15 protein-coding genes are annotated in these 18,416 nt (G+C 65.5%); 6 read left to right on the forward strand and 9 right to left on the reverse strand.

Features of this window, described 5'->3' with window-relative positions:
* Nucleotides 1-2: 2 nt before the first annotated feature.
* The 6 genes from ggt to K5Q19_RS03625 form a co-directional block, all read right to left on the reverse strand.
* Nucleotides 3-1,709, reverse strand: a complete 1,707-nt coding sequence (gene ggt / locus K5Q19_RS03600) for a gamma-glutamyltransferase (RefSeq protein WP_292941275.1) — start codon at nt 1,707-1,709, stop codon at nt 3-5.
* On the reverse strand, nt 1,709-2,134 hold the full coding sequence (locus K5Q19_RS03605) for a DUF4442 domain-containing protein (RefSeq protein ID WP_292941277.1): 426 nt from the start codon (nt 2,132-2,134) through the stop codon (nt 1,709-1,711). Before K5Q19_RS03605 ends, ggt begins: the two co-directional genes overlap by 1 nt.
* A gap of 11 nt (nt 2,135-2,145) precedes the next feature.
* Entirely contained in the window at nt 2,146-3,885 is a 1,740-nt protein-coding gene (locus K5Q19_RS03610) for an amidohydrolase (protein ID WP_292941279.1), read from the reverse strand.
* Nucleotides 3,886-3,954: 69 nt separating this feature from the next.
* A complete protein-coding gene (locus tag K5Q19_RS03615) occupies nt 3,955-5,718 on the reverse strand; it encodes a hypothetical protein (RefSeq protein ID WP_292941281.1) in 1,764 nt (587 codons plus the stop codon).
* Nucleotides 5,715-7,421, reverse strand: coding sequence for a molecular chaperone HscC (locus tag K5Q19_RS03620; protein ID WP_292941283.1), 1,707 nt, complete (start codon nt 7,419-7,421; stop codon nt 5,715-5,717). The genes K5Q19_RS03615 and K5Q19_RS03620 overlap by 4 nt, the downstream gene beginning before the upstream one ends.
* A gap of 106 nt (nt 7,422-7,527) precedes the next feature.
* Nucleotides 7,528-8,964, reverse strand: a complete 1,437-nt coding sequence (locus K5Q19_RS03625; RefSeq protein WP_292941285.1) for a glycosyltransferase family 2 protein — start codon at nt 8,962-8,964, stop codon at nt 7,528-7,530.
* A gap of 100 nt (nt 8,965-9,064) precedes the next feature.
* Between K5Q19_RS03625 and K5Q19_RS03630 the strand changes: the two genes are divergently transcribed.
* From K5Q19_RS03630 to K5Q19_RS03640, 3 genes are all read left to right on the forward strand, one after another.
* Complete coding sequence (locus K5Q19_RS03630) at nt 9,065-9,619, forward strand: cytochrome b (RefSeq protein ID WP_292941287.1); 555 nt, start codon at nt 9,065-9,067, stop codon at nt 9,617-9,619.
* A gap of 66 nt (nt 9,620-9,685) precedes the next feature.
* On the forward strand, nt 9,686-9,811 hold the full coding sequence (locus K5Q19_RS03635; RefSeq protein ID WP_292941289.1) for a hypothetical protein: 126 nt from the start codon (nt 9,686-9,688) through the stop codon (nt 9,809-9,811).
* A gap of 74 nt (nt 9,812-9,885) precedes the next feature.
* Nucleotides 9,886-11,613: an amidohydrolase gene (locus K5Q19_RS03640; RefSeq protein WP_292941291.1), complete on the forward strand. Its 1,728-nt coding sequence runs from the start codon at nt 9,886-9,888 to the stop codon at nt 11,611-11,613.
* Nucleotides 11,614-11,619: 6 nt separating this feature from the next.
* Here the strand turns inward: K5Q19_RS03640 and K5Q19_RS03645 are convergent, their stop codons facing one another.
* Nucleotides 11,620-12,903, reverse strand: a complete 1,284-nt coding sequence (locus tag K5Q19_RS03645; RefSeq protein WP_292941293.1) for an NADH:flavin oxidoreductase/NADH oxidase family protein — start codon at nt 12,901-12,903, stop codon at nt 11,620-11,622.
* A 116-nt stretch (nt 12,904-13,019) separates the two neighbouring features.
* Here K5Q19_RS03645 and K5Q19_RS03650 point away from each other — a divergent pair, with 116 nt between their 5' ends.
* Complete coding sequence (locus K5Q19_RS03650) at nt 13,020-14,348, forward strand: FAD-dependent oxidoreductase (RefSeq protein ID WP_292941295.1); 1,329 nt, start codon at nt 13,020-13,022, stop codon at nt 14,346-14,348.
* Here the strand turns inward: K5Q19_RS03650 and K5Q19_RS03655 are convergent.
* Nucleotides 14,345-14,707 carry an EthD domain-containing protein gene (locus K5Q19_RS03655; protein WP_292941297.1) on the reverse strand — a complete coding sequence of 121 codons (363 nt, stop codon included), beginning with the start codon at nt 14,705-14,707 and terminating at the stop codon, nt 14,345-14,347. The two genes, K5Q19_RS03650 and K5Q19_RS03655, sit on opposite strands and share 4 nt — an antisense overlap.
* Nucleotides 14,704-15,180 (reverse strand): Lrp/AsnC family transcriptional regulator, encoded by a 477-nt coding sequence (locus K5Q19_RS03660; protein ID WP_292941299.1) that lies wholly within the window; start codon nt 15,178-15,180, stop codon nt 14,704-14,706. Before K5Q19_RS03660 ends, K5Q19_RS03655 begins: the two co-directional genes overlap by 4 nt.
* Nucleotides 15,181-15,599: 419 nt before the next feature.
* On the opposite strand from K5Q19_RS03660, the gene K5Q19_RS03665 reads away from it, so the two are divergent.
* Nucleotides 15,600-16,712, forward strand: coding sequence for a class II histone deacetylase (locus K5Q19_RS03665; RefSeq protein ID WP_292941301.1), 1,113 nt, complete (start codon nt 15,600-15,602; stop codon nt 16,710-16,712).
* A 192-nt stretch (nt 16,713-16,904) separates the two neighbouring features.
* Nucleotides 16,905-18,413 carry an NAD(P)/FAD-dependent oxidoreductase gene (locus K5Q19_RS03670; RefSeq protein ID WP_292941303.1) on the forward strand — a complete coding sequence of 503 codons (1,509 nt, stop codon included), beginning with the start codon at nt 16,905-16,907 and terminating at the stop codon, nt 18,411-18,413.
* Nucleotides 18,414-18,416 lie beyond the last annotated feature (3 nt).

The following is an 18,416-nucleotide window of genomic DNA, read 5'->3' on the forward strand; positions in this document are numbered from 1 at the left end:
GCCTAATAGCCGACCGCCATGCCGTCCTTGCGGTGGTCTGACCCCGCGCGGTAGGCGCCGGTCCTCGGGTCGATCATGATGCCCTGATAGCCGCCCATTTCCGAACCGTCGGTGCGCAGGACCTGGTGCCCACGCCCGGCAAGATCGGCGCCGACGAGATCGGCTAGCCCGCTTTCGAGACGCAGCACATTGGTCTGCTGATTGTGGTTGAAACGCGCGGCGTCGCTGGCGCTCTGGACGTTGGCACCGAAGGCGAGGAGGTTGGTAAGAACCTGCGCCTGCCCCTGCGCCTGCTGTCCGCCCTGCATGACGCCAAAGGAATAGAAGGGCTTGCCGTCCTTCGTCACGAAGCCGGGAATGATCGTGTAGAACGGGCGCTTGCCGGGCGCGATGGCGTTGGGGCTCTTGGGATCGAGCGAGAAGGCATTGCCCCGGTTGCTGAGCGTGAAGCCATAGCCCGGCACCGTCACCCCCGAGCCGAAGAAATCGTAGACCGAATAGATCAGCGAGACGACATTCCCGTCCTTGTCGGCCGTGGTGATATAGGCCGTGCCGCCAAGCGCGGGGGCATCGGGGCCAATGGCCGCGGCTTTCTTCATGTCGATCCGGCCGCACTGCTCGGCGGCGTAGTCCTTGGAGATCAGCCGCGCGACAGGGATGGCCGAGTAATCGGGATCGCCGTTGAAGCGCTTGAGGTCGGCGTAGGCGAGCTTCTTGGCCTCGACCATCAGGTGCCAGTAGTCGGCAGAGCGCGGACCGAGCTTTGCGGGATCCAGCCCCAGCCTTGCCGGGCAGACTTCGAGCATGTTCATGATCTGAAGCACGGCGAAGCCTTGCGTGCTCGGGGGCATTTGGTGGATCGTGTAGCCGCGATAGGTGGTGCTGATCGGCTCGACCCAGCGGGCGTGGATCATATCGAAGTCCCGATATGAAAAACCGCCGCCAAGACTTTGGGATTTTGCGACAATCGCTTCCGCAATCGGCCCCTTGTAGAACGCATCGCGCCCACCGCTGGCGATCAGGCGGAAGGCCTTGGCGAGATCGGGGTTGCGGAAAATATCCCCCCAGCCGAGCGACTTGCCGCCGGGCATATAGGTCTTGGCCGAATCCGGATCCTTGGCAAGCAGTCTGGCGCTTTCCTGCCATTCGCCGCCGATCCGTTCGGTGAGCGGGAAGCCCTGTTCGGCAATCCGGATGGCGGGCTGGAGTGCGGGGCCAAGGCCGAGCTTGCCATAACGGCCGAGCAATACTGACCAGCCATCGACCGCGCCGGGGACAAGCGCGGCGTGGATGCCTTCCTCGGGCATCGCCGCGCCGAACATCTGACGGTACCGTTCGAGGCTGGCGCCGCTGGGGGCGCGGCCGGCAGCATCAAGCGCGACGAGGCGCTTTTCCTTGGCGACCCAGGCGATGACGAACATGTCGCCGCCAATGCCGGTCGCTTCGGGCTCCACCACGTTGATCGCGGCGGCAGTGGCAATGGCAGCATCGAAGGCATTGCCGCCGGCATGGAGCACTTCCAATCCGGCTTCGGCGGCAAGCGGCTGGCTGGTGGCGACCATGCCGTTCAGCGCCATGACTTCGGAGCGGCTTTGCGGGGTCCAGCCCCCGGCCCGGTCGCCGCGTACGGCGTCAAAGGGCGCGGAATCGGCGGCAAGGGCCGGTGCGGCGAGGACGGCGAGTGCGGTGGCGGCAATGAGGCGGCGCATCAGGCTTTCTTCCAATCGTGCGAGAGCAGCTTCACCGTGACCTTGCCGGTAGCAACGACAACGCCGCCCGCATCGAGTATCGGGAATTCCGCGAGGTAGCCCGCACTTCCCTTGCGTTCGAGATCGGCGAGCAGACCTTCGAGTGCGGGTTCATCAAGGGCGAATTCGGCGAAGACATCGGTTGCAGCCATTTTGTGAAAAGCGACCGATATGTCCTTGATGATCGGGTAGAACCGCGCGGTATCTAGGATCGAGATGCCGGGTATCGCGGCAGTCGCTTCAGCCAGCACGGTGAAGGCGCCCATGTACATCACGCCAACGTGGTTCTCGTTGCCGGCGAGCGGCATGCGGTAGCGTGCTGTCCCTCGCCCGCCTTCTAGGAGCTCGAGGCCGGTGCGTTCAACGAACTCGACGCGGTAGGTCATGTGCGGGGTCCTTACGCCTTGTACTTCACATCGCCGCCGACGAGGGTTTGCTGCACCCGGATATCCTTGATCCTTTCGGGATCGATCGCAGCGGGATCGCCATCCAGGATCACCATATCGGCCAGCTTGCCGGGGCTGAGCGTGCCTTTGAGGTCGTCCTCGAACGAGGCATGGGCGCCGTTGGTGGAGAGCACTTTCAGGCCCTCCATCACGGTGATCTTCTGGCTGGCGCCCCAGACCTCGCCGTTCCAGCCCTTGCGCGTTACCATCCCCTGCAGGCCCATCAGCGGCGCGAAGGGGCCGGGCGGGAAATCGGAACCGGCGCAGACGGGGACGCCCGCATCGATCATCATGCGGTAGGCCATCATGTGTTCCATCATCTCCGCGCCGTAGAAATGGAACTTGTCGGCATTGTAGTAGGCATAGCTGGTGAAGAGCGCCGGGACCGCGCCAAGCGCCTTGATCCGCGCGACAAGTTCGGGCGAGACATTGGTGCAGTGGGTGATCTTGGGGCGGCGATCGGCCGGGCCGAGGAGCTTCATCCCGCGTTCGTAGGCGGTGAGCACCATGCCGATGGCGACATCGCCGTTGGCGTGGAAATTGGGTTGGATGCCGGCGCGCATCTGCTTTTCGACAAGGGCATCGAGGCCCTCCTGCGTCTGCATGATGTTGCCGTAATAGGGCGGCGTGCGGCCGGGATAGGGCGTGGCGCGCGACATCGTGCGTTCGGAGAAAGAGCCATCGGAGAACTGCTCGGCGGTAGCGCCGAAGCGGATCCACTCGTCGCCAAAGCCGGTGCGAATACCGTTGGCGATCATGGCATCGAGCATGGCGCCAGATGTTTCGTAGGTCACGCGGTGGAGCAGACGCCCCTCGCGGCGGATCTGCTGGATCGCGGCGAAATCGTCGGCAAGGCCGGTGCTGGCAGCGACAAGGCCCGGCGCGGTGTGGCACACGCTGGTGAGGCCGTAGCGGACGAACTCCTGGCTGATCTTGGCCTGCCCGGCAATGGCGCGGGCGCGCAGCTGTTCGGGGGTGAGATCGGGTTCCTTCGCAGCATCGCGCACGAAATTGAGCGCGGCATCGGTGACGCGTCCGGTGAGATTGCCGTTCGCATCGCGGTCGTAGGTGCCGCCAAAGGGATTGGGCGTATCGCGGGTGATCCCGGCGTTCTTCAGCGCATAGCCATTGACCACGCCGGTATGGCCGCCGCGGTGGGTGACGATGACCGGGTGCGTGGTCGAGACCCGGTCAAGATCGGCCATGACCAGCGGGCGGCCATCCTTGATCTTGGTATCATCGTAGAACTCGCCGCGCACGAGGCGGCCGGGCGGGGTCTGCAGCGCACGCTCGCGCAGCAGCGTGACGATGCGGTCGATGGTGAAGAACTCGACTTCGAACGGATTGCCGACCAGCACATCGCCGAGGAGGCTTTCACCCACCGCATGGAGGTGCGCATCGTTGAAGCCGGGAACAATCGCCTGCCCTGCGAGATCAATCACTTCGGTGCGGGAAGTAGCAAGCGACTTGAGCTCGGCCCAGGAGCCGACGCCGACAATGCGGCTGCCCGCGATGGCGATGGCATCGGCAGACGGGATCGCCGGATCGAGCGTATGGATGCGCGCGTTCCTATAGATGCGTGTGGGGGCGGGATCGAGCACGGCCGCCATGGCGCGGGGGCTGAGGCTGGCGAAGGTGAGCGCGCCGCCTGGACCGATGAAACCGCGCCGCGTGATTGCCAGTGATGCCATGGCCCTGCCCTCCCCGATATGCCTCGCGCATGGTGCGGGCTTGGGGCGAGGCTGGCAAGAGGTCTCAGCCTACATCACGCGGAGGATGTCGTCGGCTTCGCTGCCGGGCCACTTGAGCGCTGCGCGCAGCATGGCTTGGGTAACCTTGCATTGATCACCGGATTTGCCCTTTTTGCTAAGCGCGTCGCGCACCTGCCTTTCTGAAAGACCTGTCGCGGCAATGACCTTGGAAATCAATGCGCCGGGAATGCGAGCATTGATCACCGAAGGGAGATTGGGCGCGGCGAGCAATCCCCGTTCAGCCATCGACCTGGCAAGTTGGCGCTCCTTGATGCGCACTTGGTCGGGAAAGGTGAAGTCCTCGATGTAGTCCGCCCGAACGACCCGCATGCATGTTTCGGCCCCGGCTGCGCTCGCTGCATCGAGCAGTGCGAGCCGGACTGCGATGGTCTGGCGCAAAACGTCATCTGAAGCATTGCGCCCATCGAGTAGGGTGCGATCACGTATAAATGCGACGGCGTTGGCGATCGCGCCTTTCGTATCGACCCCACGCGAACGGGCGCTGACGAGGTCAGCTTCGAAATCAGTGGCGAGGCCAGGTTGCTGCTTCCGTAGCCAGTCGATGGTCTTGCCCTTGCCAAAGACCTCCTGAACCGCCGCATCGCGGATCTGGCCAAATTGCGGATCGGTCGCCGCCGTATAGGCGGGTGGGGGCCGGAGATAGCGCTGATCCGATACTGGATCGGGCGAAACGCCGCGCAGCACCGCCATCAGGATCTGCAGGCCGACCACCACCGAGATCGCATATCCAGCATTGAAAGTGAACCCGGTGCCGAAGATGCGGAATACGCCGAAGCCTTTTCCGCCTGCTCCCGCGCCATCGCCCCATGAGACCACGCGTTCGCGGGGGAAGTGATTTTCCAGCTCCGGGAAATGCTTGCGCACGCCTTCGAGCAACTGGTTGATATCGGCGCGCTTGATCCGGAACTTGTCGACAATCGTGGCGCTGCCGGGGCGGGTCAACTCCACCCATGCCTTGTGGAGCGGGTGATCGGCCTCGGTCACCTTGTCCTGAAAGCGCAGGCCGCGCAGGCGTGCGTTGAGCCAGGCAATCGAAGAGCGCTCGGTGATCTGGCCGCGCTCGTTCTCCCAGCCGAAGGCCTCTGCCGCGGGGCGCAGCAACGGCGCGCTGCGGGGCCATGTTTCGGCGAGGAGATCGGCGAGCCAGTCTTCGATCCGCGCGTGGCGGGTGAGATCGGCGGTGGCCGCTTCGGTCAGCAATGCACCGAGGCAGCGCTGGGCGAAGGCCTCCTGATCGTCGGTCAGCGGGGCGAGATCGGCCTCAGGATCATGAAGCAGGCGCGCAAGGTCGATATCTGGCTGCGCGAGATAGCCGACGTAAGCACGCGGCGGCTCGGCGCTTTCGAGCAGCGGCGGGCCTGCCAGCGCCCGCAGGGCTGCCGCAGAGGCGGCGGGGGCCTGGATCGGCTGGGGTTCGGCAGAAACGGGCTCGGCATGAGGGACTTGCCCGGCGTTGAGGAGCGGGGATTCGGCGGCGCTCTCGATTGCGACCGTCGGCGCGCCATAGACCCACGGGGCAGGCGGCGGTGCAGCCGCCTCGGCAGGCGCTTCGGGCTCAGCGGGTGGCGGCGGGGCGGCGGCGACTTTGGCGGCGCGCAGGGCAATGTCGCGGGCCTGCCGCAGGCGGGCGTAGCCTTCCGGATCGGCATCCGGGTCCATCGCCTTGTAAAGCGCGGCATAGGCCTTGCGGATGGCGGGGACATCGGCGCCGGCGCGGAGGCCGAGATGCCTGAGCGCGGCGGACGGCGTCACAGCGGCGAGGTTCCGCTGGCTGCCTCCAGCTGCTGTTGCAGCATCGCGCGAGCCTCGGCAATGCGGCGGGGATCCTGGCTATCGAGCGCGCCTGCGAAATCGGTGATCCACTGGCCAATCATGCGCCGCTCATCGCCCACAAAATCCTCGTAGATGCGCTCGGCGCGGGCCATGAGCGCAACGTTCTCGGCATCTTCGCGCGGGTGGAACTTGAGCTTGGCGAGAGCATCGCGCCGGGCGGCGACTTCGCGGTCGGTCAGTGTCTCGGCCTCGCCCGCGATCACCAGCGTGCGGGTGACCCCGGTTTCGTGGACGCTGACATCCACTTCGAGCAGGCCGCTGCTGTCATAGCTGAAGCGCACGTCCGCCCCAGCCTGCCCTGCCGGACGCGCGGGCACAGGGACCTTGACCGCGCCGAGGTGGATATTGCCCGAAACCTCGCGCGCCTCGCCCTGGTAGATGTTGAACAGGACTTCCTTCTGGTTGTCCTGCACGGTGAAGTAGCTGCTCATGCGGCTGACCGGCACCGGCGTGTTGCGATCGATGATCGGCGAGAAGATGCCGTGCTGCATGCCGCCCCGCGAATCGCGTTCGACCGAATCGACGCCCAGCGTGAAGGGGCAGACATCGGCGATGCGGATTTCATCAAGCGCGGCATCGCGGCTGAGGAGGCCTGCCTGGATCGCTGCGCCCAGCGCGACCGCGTGGTCGGGATGGACCGAGCTGTTGGGGAAGCGGCCGAACATGCGCGTGATCGCCTTGCGGACGACCGGCATGCGGGTCGAACCGCCGACGAGGACGATATCGCCCAGTTCCGCCACATCGAACGCGCAATCGCGCAGTGCCCGCGCGACTGGTTCGCGCAGGCGGCGCAGGAGATCCTCGCAGGCCGCCTCGAACATCTCGGCAGTGACTTCGGCTGTGAGGCGGTCTTCGCCGATCACCACAGCGAAAGTCGCCTTGTCCTCAACCGAGAGTTGGCGCCGGGTGGTTTCGGCAGCGCGGTGCAGCATCGCCTCGCGCTGGCGGGCATCGAGCTTTTCCAGCCGGCCATCGGGATCGACAATCGGCTTCATCCGGGCCGCGAGCGCGGTGTTAAAATCATCGCCGCCGAGCCGGTTGTCACCCGCCGAGGCGCGCACTTCGACGACGCCCTCGAACTTGTCGACAATCGAGACGTCGAACGTGCCGCCACCGAGATCGAACACGAGGAAGGGTTCGCGGTCCTCCTGATCCTGCAGGCCGAAGGCCAATGCGGCGGCGGTCGGCTCGTTGATCAGGCGCCGTACGGTGAGGCCGGCAAGCTCTCCGGCATGGCGGGTCGCCTTGCGCTGGCGGTCGTTGAAATAGGCCGGCACGGTTATCACCGCCTCGACCGGGCGCGTACCGAGCAAGGCTTCCGCATCATCGCAGAGCGTGCGCAAGACGAGCGCGGAGAGGTCTTCGGGGCGCCACTCCTTCTTGCCAAGGCGCAGCTTGCGCTCGGTCCCCATATAGCGCTTGAAGCTGGTGGCGGTGTTTTCGGGTTGAGTCGCGAGCCTATCAAGCGCGGCCGCGCCGACATATGTCGTGCCGTCGCGGTCGACCGAGACGGCCGAGGGCGTGAGCATTTCGCCCAGCGCATTGGGGATCAGCTGCGGCGCATCATCCTGCCACACGGCAATCGCGCTGTTGGTGGTCCCGAGATCAATTCCGACGATCATGCCGCACGTGCGCCCCTGTCCCGCATCCGCAACGGACTTGCCCAAGGGCGGAGGTCAGCGCAAGCCCGAGGGGTCCGGATCGGACTAATCCGGCAGCGGCAAGGGTTCAGGCCTGATGCTCCAGCGCGCTGCGGGTGGCGCGGGTCCAGGTCTGGCTGCCGGTGAGGAAAGCATACCAGCCGAGCGCCGCGCCGGTGTGGCGCAGGAGCTGGAAGGTAAAGGGCTCGGCCAGCGCGGCGATCAGCGCAGGGAAGAAGCGCAGCCCCTCGCGCCGGCCAGTCCAGCGCTTGTAGATGCCGAGCGACCAGAGGTGGAAGGTGAGATCGATCACGATCTTGGCGATCATCACGAGGAGGATCGGGAAAGCAAGGGTGAAGCGTCCTGTTGCGACGAGGAAAATCAGGATCGCGAAGGCGGCGAGGCCGTAAATCGGTTGCAGCGTATCGAGCGCCTTCACCGGCAGCATGCGCGTGCCGACAAGGCCGTAGCGGCTGTTGCCGACCATGTCGCGGTTCCAGTGCTGCGTCTGGAGGAAGCCGCCGAACCAGCGTTGGCGCTGCTTGAGGAAGCCGCGGATCGTGGCCGGGGCATCGGTGTGGGCGAGCGCGCCGCCGACGACGCTGACGTGCCAGCCGAGGCCGTGATCGTTCGAATGGCGGTGGAGGCGGTGGATGAGCTCGTAATCCTCGACCATGCAATCGGGATCGAAGCCGCCGACGGCGAGCACCGCCTCGCGCCGGAACGCGGCGAAAGCGCCGGAGATCAGCAGCAGGCCATTGAGCTGCATCCACGCATGGCGCGAGAGGAAGTTGCGCACGTATTCGTAGGACTGGAACCATTCGAACAGGCGGCCAGAAAGCGAAGGCCCGCAGATCGGCTGAAGCACACCGGTGGCGGCGACCAGCGCAGGATCGCGCAGGAAGGCGGTGCGCATGGCGGCAATCGCGCCGGGCTCCAGCAGGGTATCGGCATCGACGGTGAGCACGACATCGGTGCGCGCGTGCTGCAGCGCCTGATTGAGCGCACGCGCCTTGCCGCCATGGGGCAGGCGCAGCCATTGCAGGCGAGTGGCGCCGATCACGGTTTCGGCCATCCCGCCGATGCAGGGCACGGCAAGGCCATAGGTTTCGAGCATCACGGCGGGAGTGGTATCGCTAGACCCGTCGTCGGCAATGAGGATCGCCTCGGGCGACTGGGCCTGCGCGAGAAGGCGATTGATCGTGAGGTGGATGACACCTGCCTCGTTGTGCGCCGCGACGATGACGCCCAAGGTCGGTGCATCGGCGGTATGGGCCACGGGCCGGGCGGTATCGGCCACCAGTTTGCGGATCTGCCACGCGGTGAACAGCAGCAGCGCGGTATCGTAAAGGATATAGGCAACGCCGACCGACCACATGCCGAGGTCCTGGCGCTGGAACGCCTGGAACGTGAGCACGACGAAGAGAAGCGGCGCGGCAATCCCGATCAGCCGGCTGACCAGCGGGATGGGGCGCGGCGTGAAGCGGGGAGACTCGGCGAGCAAAACGGCGTTGAGGGACGGCATGGCGGGGCCCATAGCCTTGCCAAGCTGAACCGGCTATTGCGTATCACGGGCAGTTCGATGAACATTTGATCATAATCGATCAACGACCGCAGGGGTTATCATGGTCAAGAAGTACACCGGAATTGCGATTGCGCTTCACTGGATCATCGCGCTGGGCATTTTCGTGAACCTGCTGCTGCCCAATATCTGGGAAGCTGCGGGCGACGAGAACGTGCGACCGCTGATCGATGCGCACAAATCCATCGGCGTGACGGTGCTGGGCCTTGCCGTGATGCGGCTCCTTTGGCGCCTGACGCACCGCCCCCCTGCCCTGCCCGCCAGCTACAAGCCGTGGGAAGTGAAAGCGAGCCATGCGGCGCACTGGGCGCTCTATGCCTTCATCTTCGCGATGCCGCTTACGGGGTGGATCATGGATTCAGCCTGGAAGGACGCCGCGACGCATCCGATGCAGTGGTTCGGCCTGTTCGAATGGCCGCGCATCAGCATGGTGATGGGGCTGGACGAGGTAACCAAGAAGAGCGTCCACGACAGCTTTGGCGAGGCACACGAGATCCTTGGCTATGCGCTGTGGGCCTTGTTCGCGCTGCATGTGATCGGCGCGCTCAAGCATCAGTTCCTTGATGGCGAGAAGGAACTGCAGCGCATGATGCCATGAGGCAGCTGACTCCCGGAATTTGTCCCACATACTTCGGAATCCGGGAATTGTGGGATAATCTAATCGGTGGCAGCGGCGATGCCGCATTACCCGCTGGATCATCGCTTCATCGCCGACTTGCCAGAGGAACTGCGCCCGCACTTTCAGGGATGGCAGGGCCTGCGGACTGACAGCGGCGAAGCGGCATGGTGACCCCCTTCGCCAGTGCTTGACAGCGCGGGGGGCGAGCGTACCCCTTGTTCATTCGGGTGGACGGGGGGATTGCAATGAGGAAACTGGCTGTTTCAGGCGCGCTGGCGCTGGTTCTGGCGGCGTCGGCGGCAGCGGCGAAGGCTCCGGCGCCGGCGGACACGGTGCTGCGCGGCGGCACGATCCTGACGGTGGATGCCAAGGACCGCGTGGTGCAGGCCATGGCGATCCGCGGCGGGCGGATTGTCGCGCTGGGCAGCGACAAGGCCATCCGCGCCTTTATCGGCAAGCGCACCAAGGTGATCGATCTGGCGGGCCGCACCGCGACGCCGGGAATGATCGATGCCCATGCCCATATGCTTGAAGGCGGGATCGATGAAGTCGCCAACCTGCAACTGGGCGAGGCTTCCAGCGTTGCCGATTTCCTTGCGCGGGTGAAGGCGCGGGTGGCGGAATTGCCGCCGGGCGCCTGGGTGACGGGTTCGGGCTGGAACGAGAGCCGCATTGCCGAGCACCGGCCGCCCTCGCTGGCGGAGCTGGATGCAGTGTCCGGCGGTCATCCCGTCGCGCTGGGGAATACGACAGGGCACTACACGCTGGTCAACAGCGCGGTGCTGAAGCTGGCCGGAGTTGACGCCAAGACGCCTGATCCGGAAGGCGGGCGCTTCGACAAGGACGCGAGCGGCGCGCTCAACGGCGTGCTTTATGACAGCGCGCAGGACGTGCTCGACAAGCTGGTTCCACCGGTCGACGCGGCAACGCGCGCCAAGGGGCTGACCCATGTGATCGAAGGCGCCCTCTCCGAAGGGCTGACGGGCTTCAAGGACCCGCGCACCGGGCGCCTGCAGTGGGACGTCTATGCTGCGGCGGCGAAGCAGGCGCCGCTGAACGTCCACGTCTGCACGCTGACGTTCGCGCAGACTGACATGACCGCGGCGCGCGCGGCGGTGGATGATTACCGGCAGCGCAAGCGGGAACTGGCCGCGATGAAGGGCCGCAACCTCGATGTCTGCGGGGTGAAGATTTTCCTCGACGGATCAGGCGCGGGGCGCACGGCGTGGGTCTACAAGCCGTTCGAGACGGACGCCTCGCATGCCAATCCGGGCACGGGCTTCCCGATGATGGGCACCGATGTCTACCGCCAGATGGTGGACCTGTTCACGAAGGAAGGCATGCCGATCGGCACGCATGCTATTGGCGACCGGGCGATCGATACCGTGGTCGATGCCTATGCCGATGCGCTGAAGAAGTATCCGAAACAGGGCCTGCGACACAGCCTGATCCACGCCAACCTACCGACGGAGCATGCCATCGACGTCATGGCAGACCTGCAGAAGAAGTACGACGCAGGATATCCTGAAGCACAGGCGGAGTTTCTCTGGTTCCTCGGCGATGCGCTCGCCGCTGGCTGGGGTCCGGAGCGCAGCCAGAAGATGATGCCCTACGCGACCTATGTGAAGCGCGGCATCGTCTACAGCGACGGATCGGACTATCCGGTGACGCCCTATGCGCCGCGCTATGGCCTGTGGTCCTCGGTCGCGCGCGAGCCTGATGGCGACCGCTTCGGCAAGGCGCCTTTCGGCACGGCAGAGGCGGTCGATATCCACACCGCCATGAAGAGCCACACGATCTGGGCAGCGCGGCAGCTGTTCCTCGAGAAGGAGACGGGCTCGCTCGAGGTAGGCAAGCTGGCGGACGTCGCGATCTGGGACCGCAATCCCTACGCGGTGCCGACGGCAAGCCTCAAGGACATGCGCTGCATGATGACGCTGTTTGGTGGCAAAGTGGTATTCACGCGGAAGTGAGGGCCCTTACTTCCGTGCCTTGAGCCACGCCTTGCCGGCTTTCTGGATCGACAGCAGCGCCGAGAACGGCGCAATGCCGATATTGGCCTTGCCGGTGCGGGCGATGGCATCGATCTGGGCGTAGTACCAGTAGGTGACGGCGAAGCCTTCGACCGCACGCATCATCTTGAGGCTGCCAAGGAACGAGAGCCACGGCGGCAGAAGCTTGAGCCTGTTTTCCCAGCGGTCGAGTTCCTCGGCGCCTGCCAGCAGCTTGGCCGGGCCGGCGGTATCGACGCAGAGCGGGCGGCCGAGGCCGATGACATCTGCCCCGCCCTGCTCCAGCGCGGTGTTCATGGCGCGGCGGGTGCGGAAACCGCCAGTGACCATGAGCGGCATGGTGAGCGAGGCGCGCATCGTCTTGGCGAAATCGACGAAATAGGCCTCACGCGCGATGGTGGATGCCTGCTTCGGCGGCGCGTCAGGGGCTTCCATGCCGGGGATATCCATCATCGCGGGCTGTTCGTAGGAGCCGCCGGAGATTTCGAGCAGATCAACGCCCGCATCCTGCAGCCAGCGCGCGACGAGCATGCTGTCTTCGAACGCGAAGCCGCCTTTCTGGAAATCGGCCGAGTTGAGCTTCACGCCGATGGGGAACTCCGGCCCTACCCCTGCCCGCACCCGAGCCACCACGGCCATCAGCATGCGGGCACGGTTCTCAAGCGTGCCGCCCCACTGATCCCTGCGCAAGTTGGCGCGCGGGCTGAGGAACTGCGAGAGCAGGTAGCCGTGCGCGGCGTGGATCTGCACGCCGGTGTAGCCGGTGGCCTTGGCGACTTCGGCGGCCACGCCGAAGCGTTCGATAAGATCGAGGATCTCGGGCTCGGTCAGCGCCTCGGGCAGGCCGAACTGCTTGCCGGGCAGGCCGACCGCGACGGCGGAGGGCGCCTTGGGGTGCGGGTTGACAGTGATCTGCGTCTGGCGGCCGGCGTGGCTGATCTGCATCCAGATGTGATTGCCAGCACGTGTCCCGGCACTCGCCATGGCAGTAAGGCCCGCGAGTGCGGCTTCGTCCTGCGGCCCCTGAATGATCACGTTGCCCGGGCGTTCGAGGTGATCACGGTCGATCTGGACGTTGCCGGTGATGAGCAGGCCCGAGCCGCCATCGGCCCAGAGGCCATAGAGCCGCGCGAGTTCGGGCGTGGCGCGGCCTTGCGGATCGGCCAGCCCCTCGGTCATCGCGGCCTTGGCGAGCCGGTTGGGCAGGACCGCGCCGCAGGGGAGGACGAGGGGATCGGCGATGGACGTCATGAAGGTGCTCTCCGGGTGGGCCTCGCTGGCAGCGGCCTTTGCGCCACCTTAAGCGCGGTTGCATGGACCGGGCAAATCGCGTTTGCTGTGTGCGAACAGGTTTCGGGGGAATGATGGTGCGGCAACTGCGGGCCGATGTGCTGGTGATCGGTGGCGGCACGGCTGGTTTCGGCGCGGCGCTGGGCGCGGCGCGGCAGGGCGCCAGCGTGCGGCTGATCGAGGGGACGAGCAAGATCGGCGGAGTCATGGCGTTCTGCCCGGGTATGCCCTGGGGCGGCGGCTATCCGACCGGGCGGAGCATCGGCGGGGTGTTTGGCGAGCTGACGGACCACCTGCTGGCGATGGAACCGCCGATGGCCCAAGTGCGCCCGTCGACGCTGGAGAACTTCGGAGCCGAAGTGATCTATGACCACGAAGCGGCTGTTTTCGCGATGTTCCAGATGCTGGAGGATGCCGGCGTCGAGGTGCATCTGAATACCTTTGCGGGCGCGCCGGTGCTGGAACATGGGCGGATCGCCCGCGTGGATTGCACCGACCGCACCGGACCGATGGTGATCGAGGCCGACATGGTGATCGACTGTTCGGGCGACGGCGATACCTCGGCGCGCGCGGGCGTGCCGTTCATGGTGGGCGACGGACGCGGCAACATGATGGGGGTGACGCTCTCGTTCTCGATGATCGGGGCGGACTGGGCGCGCGTCTTTGCCAAGGGCGATCCCTATTTCGAGGAAGAGGCGGCAGCCGGCATCGCAGCGGGGCTGCTCCATCCCGATCTGGCCAAGCTCTATCTGATGAAGGGCTTTCACCGCGATACGGTGTTCTGCAATTCGGTGCATATCCGCGGCGTGGACGGGACCGACCCGCAGGCCGTGGCGCGCGCAACGCAGGAAGGGCGGCGGCGGTGCCACCAGCTGGCGCGGTTCCTCGTGGGCCATGTGCCGGGCTTCGAGCACGCGCGGATGAGCGAGCTGGGGCCGACGGTGGGTGTGCGCGAGACGCGCAAGCTGGAAGCGGTGCACCGCATTCTGGCAAGCGATCTGCGCGCTGGCGCGAAGCCTTCAGATGGCATTGTGGCCTGCGACAACCCCATCGATGACGTGATGCGCGGGGACGCAGACATGACCCATGATGCGATCGTGGCCTCGGGCGATTACTATACCATTCCCTTTCGCGCGATGGTGCCGGAAGCACCCGCCAACCTGCTGTTTGCCGGGCGGCTGGTCTGTGCGGACCCGGCGGCCTTCGCCTCGGTACGGGGCATGCCGCAGTGCATGGCGATGGGGCAAGCAGCAGGGACGGCGGCGGCGATGGCGCTGCAGGAGGGCATCGCGGTGCAGGCGCTCGATCCGGCACGGGTGGTTGCCGCGCTCGCGGCGCAGGGCATGCGCGGGATCGGCGGAGCGGCGCTCACGCGCCATGCTCCCGCACTGCTGGCAGATGCCTAGCCGAAAATCTCGTGCTCCACGCCCAGCCATAAGGGCGAGCGCGGCAGATCGATGAACTTGCGCTCGTCCTCAAGAAGCAGCGCGCCGGCGGCAATGGCTTCGGGCGAGCTGCTGGCGAGGTCTTCGAGGCTGTCCCACCACAATTGCGCGACACCGTCGAAGGGTTCGGGCGCGCCGCGGGCCACGGCGAAGGGGGCGTTGTCTGTATCAGGCAGCGAGTGAAGCTGGACGTAGCGCCGGATCTTCAGGGCATTGCGGACGCTGGCAACAAGGGGCCCGTGCGTGTTCAGCCAGTAGTCCTGAAACTCGGCGCGGCTGAGGTGCGGCAGGCGGTGGAGGCAGAAGGTGAGCTTGATCATGGTTCTCTCCCGGAAATGGCAGGCAGCGGCAGGCTGGTGGTGTGCTTGATCCGGTCGAGCACCACACTGGAACGGACGCTGGCGACATCGCCGTGGCCGAGAAGCTGCTCGTTCATCAACCGCGAATAGGACGCAAGATCGCGCGCGACGATGCGCAGGAGATAATCGGAATCGCCGGTGGTGGCACGGCAATCGAGCACTTCATCCAGCGCGGAGATGCGGGCATGGAAGCCGCGCACGACCTCGGGCGCGTAGCTGGCCATGGCGACAGCGACGTAGGCTTCGACCTGAAGGCCGAGCGCCGCTTCGCTGAGCAGTGCGACCGTGGCACGGATATATCCCTCCGCCTCAAGCCGGGCGACGCGGCGGGAGACCTGACTGGCGGAGAGATTGACGAGCTTGGCGAGATCGGCGTGGGCGCGCGAGGCATCGACCTGAAGCAAGGCGAGGAGCTGGCGGTCGAGTTTGTCCATGCGGGGTTTATCCGTTCTGGCCGGGTTCTGCGCGGGTTTGCCGCAAGATGAGGCCGGAACTTTGCGATGTTTGTGCACCGAGGGCAAGTCCGCTCGCCAGAATGCGCTTGGCGAGCTTCCTTTCGGACCGGCCCGGGACCGGGCGGTGCATCGGCTGATTGTGCTCAGTGCTATGCGCCGTCAGCCGGATGAACTGGTCGAATCCTGCAGCCCATTTCACCAGTCGCAACACATATTGGCCATTGCAGCCAAGCCAGAGGCCGTGGCGCCCCGGCCTAATGCCAGTCCACACAGATTCGGCAGGACCGTTCCCTCGCCGGAAGCTGATACACAGACCGGTGGGCAGAATCACCAGACCAAGGTGCTGGCACCACACACGGCGGAGACAAAGGCGTACTCCGCGAGCGAGGGGAAACCGAATGAGCGACGCAACACTGTTCCTGACCGACGAGCGCACCTTCTGGCATTGCACCGGGGTGCAGGCGCTGTTCTTTCCGATCGGCGACTGGGTCGAGCCGCCTTCGGGCAGCTACGGGGCCGATACGCCGGCCTCGAAGCGCCGCCTCCTCAATCTCGTCCGCGCCTCGGGTCTCGACCAGCATCTCGAAATGCGTAGCGCAGCTCCCGCCACGCGTGAGGATCTGCTGCGCATCCACCCCGCGAGCTACATCGACGAATTCAAGCGGGTGAGCGATGCAGGCGGCGGTGAGCTCGGCCTGTTCGCGCCCTTCAGCAAGGGCGGTTTCGAACTGGCGACGCTGTCGGCCGGCCTTGCCATCGAAGCAGTGGACGCGGTCGTGACCGGCCGTGCGCGCAATTCCTATGCGCTGTGCCGTCCGGCGGGGCACCACTGTCTGGCCGACCAGCCGATGGGCTTCTGCCTGCTCGCCAACATCCCCATCGCCATCGATGCGGCCAAGGCGAAGCACGGCCTTGGCAAGGTCGCGGTGGTCGATTGGGATGTGCACCATGGCAACGGCACGCAGAGCATCTTCTATGATCGCGCGGACGTGCTGACGATCTCCATCCACCAGGACCGCTGCTTCCCGCCGGGCTACACCGGCCACGAGGATCGCGGCGAAGGCGAAGGCCTCGGTTTCAATCTCAATGTGCCGCTGCCCGCCGGTAGTGGGCACGAGACTTATCTGCGCGCGCTCGACCGCGTGGTGATCCCGGCGTTGCAGCGGTACCAGCCCGATCTGATCGTGATCGCCAGCGGCCTCGATGCCAATGCGGCGGATCCGCTTGCTCGGCAGATGCTCCACTCTGAAAGCTACCGCGCGATGACCGAACGCATGGTCAAGGTGGCGGAGGAGCTATGCGGCGGGCGCCTCGCCGTGGTGCATGAAGGCGGCTACTCGGAAGCCTATGTGCCGTTCTGCGGACACACGTTGATCGAAGCGCTGGCGGGTGTCCGGACCGAAGTGGTCGATCCCGAAATGGATTTCTTCGGGCCGCAACAGCCGGATGACCGCATGCTGGCATTCCATTTCGAGCTGATCGAGGAAATGCGCGCGGGCGCCGGGCTCTAGGCGAACCGCGCTGCCGCGGCAGGCGGGGCTGGTCCATCGGCACCGCCTGCAAGTGGCCACAGGCCGAATGGCAGCCCCGGCCAGTTAGTTGGCAGGCTGCGACGTTGCATCGGGCGCCGTCTTGGCGACATTCGTGACCATAGCCGGAGCGATGCCTATCGCGACCGGGCACAGGCCGAATGGGAGCGTGATGTGACCGAAGTAATGGAAAAGCCGCAGCAGACATCGGGCGCGGCAACGCAGGATTTCGACGTCCTGATCGTGGGTGCCGGCATTTCGGGCATCGGCAGCGCCTATCACCTCAAGACGCAGAACCCCGACAAGAGCTTCGTGATGCTCGAGGCCAAGGACGACATCGGCGGCACCTGGCACACCCACAAGTACCCCGGCGTCCGCTCTGACTCGGATCTCTATACCTTCGGCTACCGCTTCAAGCCCTGGGTCGGCCCGCCGATCGCCACGGCCGAGGAAATCCGCAAGTACCTGCGCGACGTGCTCGCCGAGAACGATCTCGGCAAGGCGATCCGCTTCGGCACGCTGATCACGCGCTGTTCGTGGTCCACGGCCGAGAAGCTCTGGACGGTCGAGACGAAGCTGACGGATGGCTCGGAAGGGCCGACCTATCGCGCCAACTTCCTGTGGATGTGCCAGGGCTACTACGACCACCAGAACCCCTACCTGCCTGATTGGCCTGGCATGGCGGACTACAAGGGCCTGCTCGTCCACGCGCAGAAGTGGGACGACAGCATCGACTATGCCGGCAAGGACGTGGTCGTCATCGGTTCGGGCGCGACCGCCGCGACGGTGATCCCGGTGCTCGCCGACAAGGCCAAGCATGTGACGATGCTGCAGCGCTCGCCGACCTATTTCTACTGCTATCCCAACCGCAGCGATCTGGCCGACCGGCTGCGCGAGATCGGCGTGGACGAGGACACCGTGCACCGCGTCGTGCGGCTGGATTACCTGCACAACCTCAAGATGCTCGATCATCGTGCGCGGGCAGAGCCGGACCTCGTGTTCGAGGAACTGAAGGAACTGATCCGCCAGTATGCCGGGCCGGACTTCCAGTTCGAACCGCACTTCACGCCGCGCTATCGCCCCTGGCAGCAGCGCCTCGCCTTCATTCCCGATGGCGACATGTTCGAGCGCATCCGCGACGGCAAGGTGTCGGCGATCACCGATACCATCGACCATTTCACCGACAGCGGGATCAAGCTCGGCTCGGGCGACGAGCTGAAGGCGGACATCGTCATGGCGGCGACCGGCTTCAAGCTGCTGATGATGGGCGGCATCGAATTCGAAGTGGATGGCAAGCCGGTCGACTGGTCGGAGAAGGCGACCTACCGCGGCATGATGTTCGAAGGCGTGCCCAACATGGTCTGGGTCTTCGGCTATTTCCGCGCGGCATGGACGCTGCGGGTCGATCTGCTGGGCGATTTCGTGTGCCGCATGCTGCGCCACATGGACGAGAAGGGCGCGAAGGAAGTCAACATCGTGATCCCGCCCGCACTGGCGAACGAGCCTTTGCTGCCGTGGATCGAGGACGACAACTTCAATCCCAGCTACCTGATGCGCGACATGGACAAGCTGCCCAAGCGTCTCGGCGAGCAGCCTGAATGGCGCCACACGCAGGACTACTGGCGCGAGGCGGAAGACATTCCGGCGGTCGATCTCGACGGCGCCGAATTCGCCTATACCTGACAA

Source organism: Novosphingobium sp. (assembly GCF_019748365.1).
In the GTDB taxonomy this organism is placed as follows: domain Bacteria; phylum Pseudomonadota; class Alphaproteobacteria; order Sphingomonadales; family Sphingomonadaceae; genus Novosphingobium.

What these genes read in the sequence shown, in the direction of transcription:
- K5Q19_RS03660 (WP_292941299.1), bottom strand. Translation starts at nt 15,180, where the DNA reads ATGGACAAACTCGACCGCCAGCTCCTCGCCTTGCTTCAGGTCGATGCC.
- K5Q19_RS03610 (WP_292941279.1), bottom strand. Translation starts at nt 3,885, where the DNA reads ATGGCATCACTGGCAATCACGCGGCGCGGTTTCATCGGTCCAGGCGGC.
- ggt (WP_292941275.1), bottom strand. Translation starts at nt 1,709, where the DNA reads ATGCGCCGCCTCATTGCCGCCACCGCACTCGCCGTCCTCGCCGCACCG.
- K5Q19_RS03605 (WP_292941277.1), bottom strand. Translation starts at nt 2,134, where the DNA reads ATGACCTACCGCGTCGAGTTCGTTGAACGCACCGGCCTCGAGCTCCTA.
- K5Q19_RS03645 (WP_292941293.1), bottom strand. Translation starts at nt 12,903, where the DNA reads ATGACGTCCATCGCCGATCCCCTCGTCCTCCCCTGCGGCGCGGTCCTG.
- K5Q19_RS03640 (WP_292941291.1), top strand. Translation starts at nt 9,886, where the DNA reads ATGAGGAAACTGGCTGTTTCAGGCGCGCTGGCGCTGGTTCTGGCGGCG.
- K5Q19_RS03620 (WP_292941283.1), bottom strand. Translation starts at nt 7,421, where the DNA reads ATGATCGTCGGAATTGATCTCGGGACCACCAACAGCGCGATTGCCGTG.
- K5Q19_RS03665 (WP_292941301.1), top strand. Translation starts at nt 15,600, where the DNA reads ATGAGCGACGCAACACTGTTCCTGACCGACGAGCGCACCTTCTGGCAT.
- K5Q19_RS03630 (WP_292941287.1), top strand. Translation starts at nt 9,065, where the DNA reads ATGGTCAAGAAGTACACCGGAATTGCGATTGCGCTTCACTGGATCATC.
- K5Q19_RS03625 (WP_292941285.1), bottom strand. Translation starts at nt 8,964, where the DNA reads ATGCCGTCCCTCAACGCCGTTTTGCTCGCCGAGTCTCCCCGCTTCACG.
- K5Q19_RS03655 (WP_292941297.1), bottom strand. Translation starts at nt 14,707, where the DNA reads ATGATCAAGCTCACCTTCTGCCTCCACCGCCTGCCGCACCTCAGCCGC.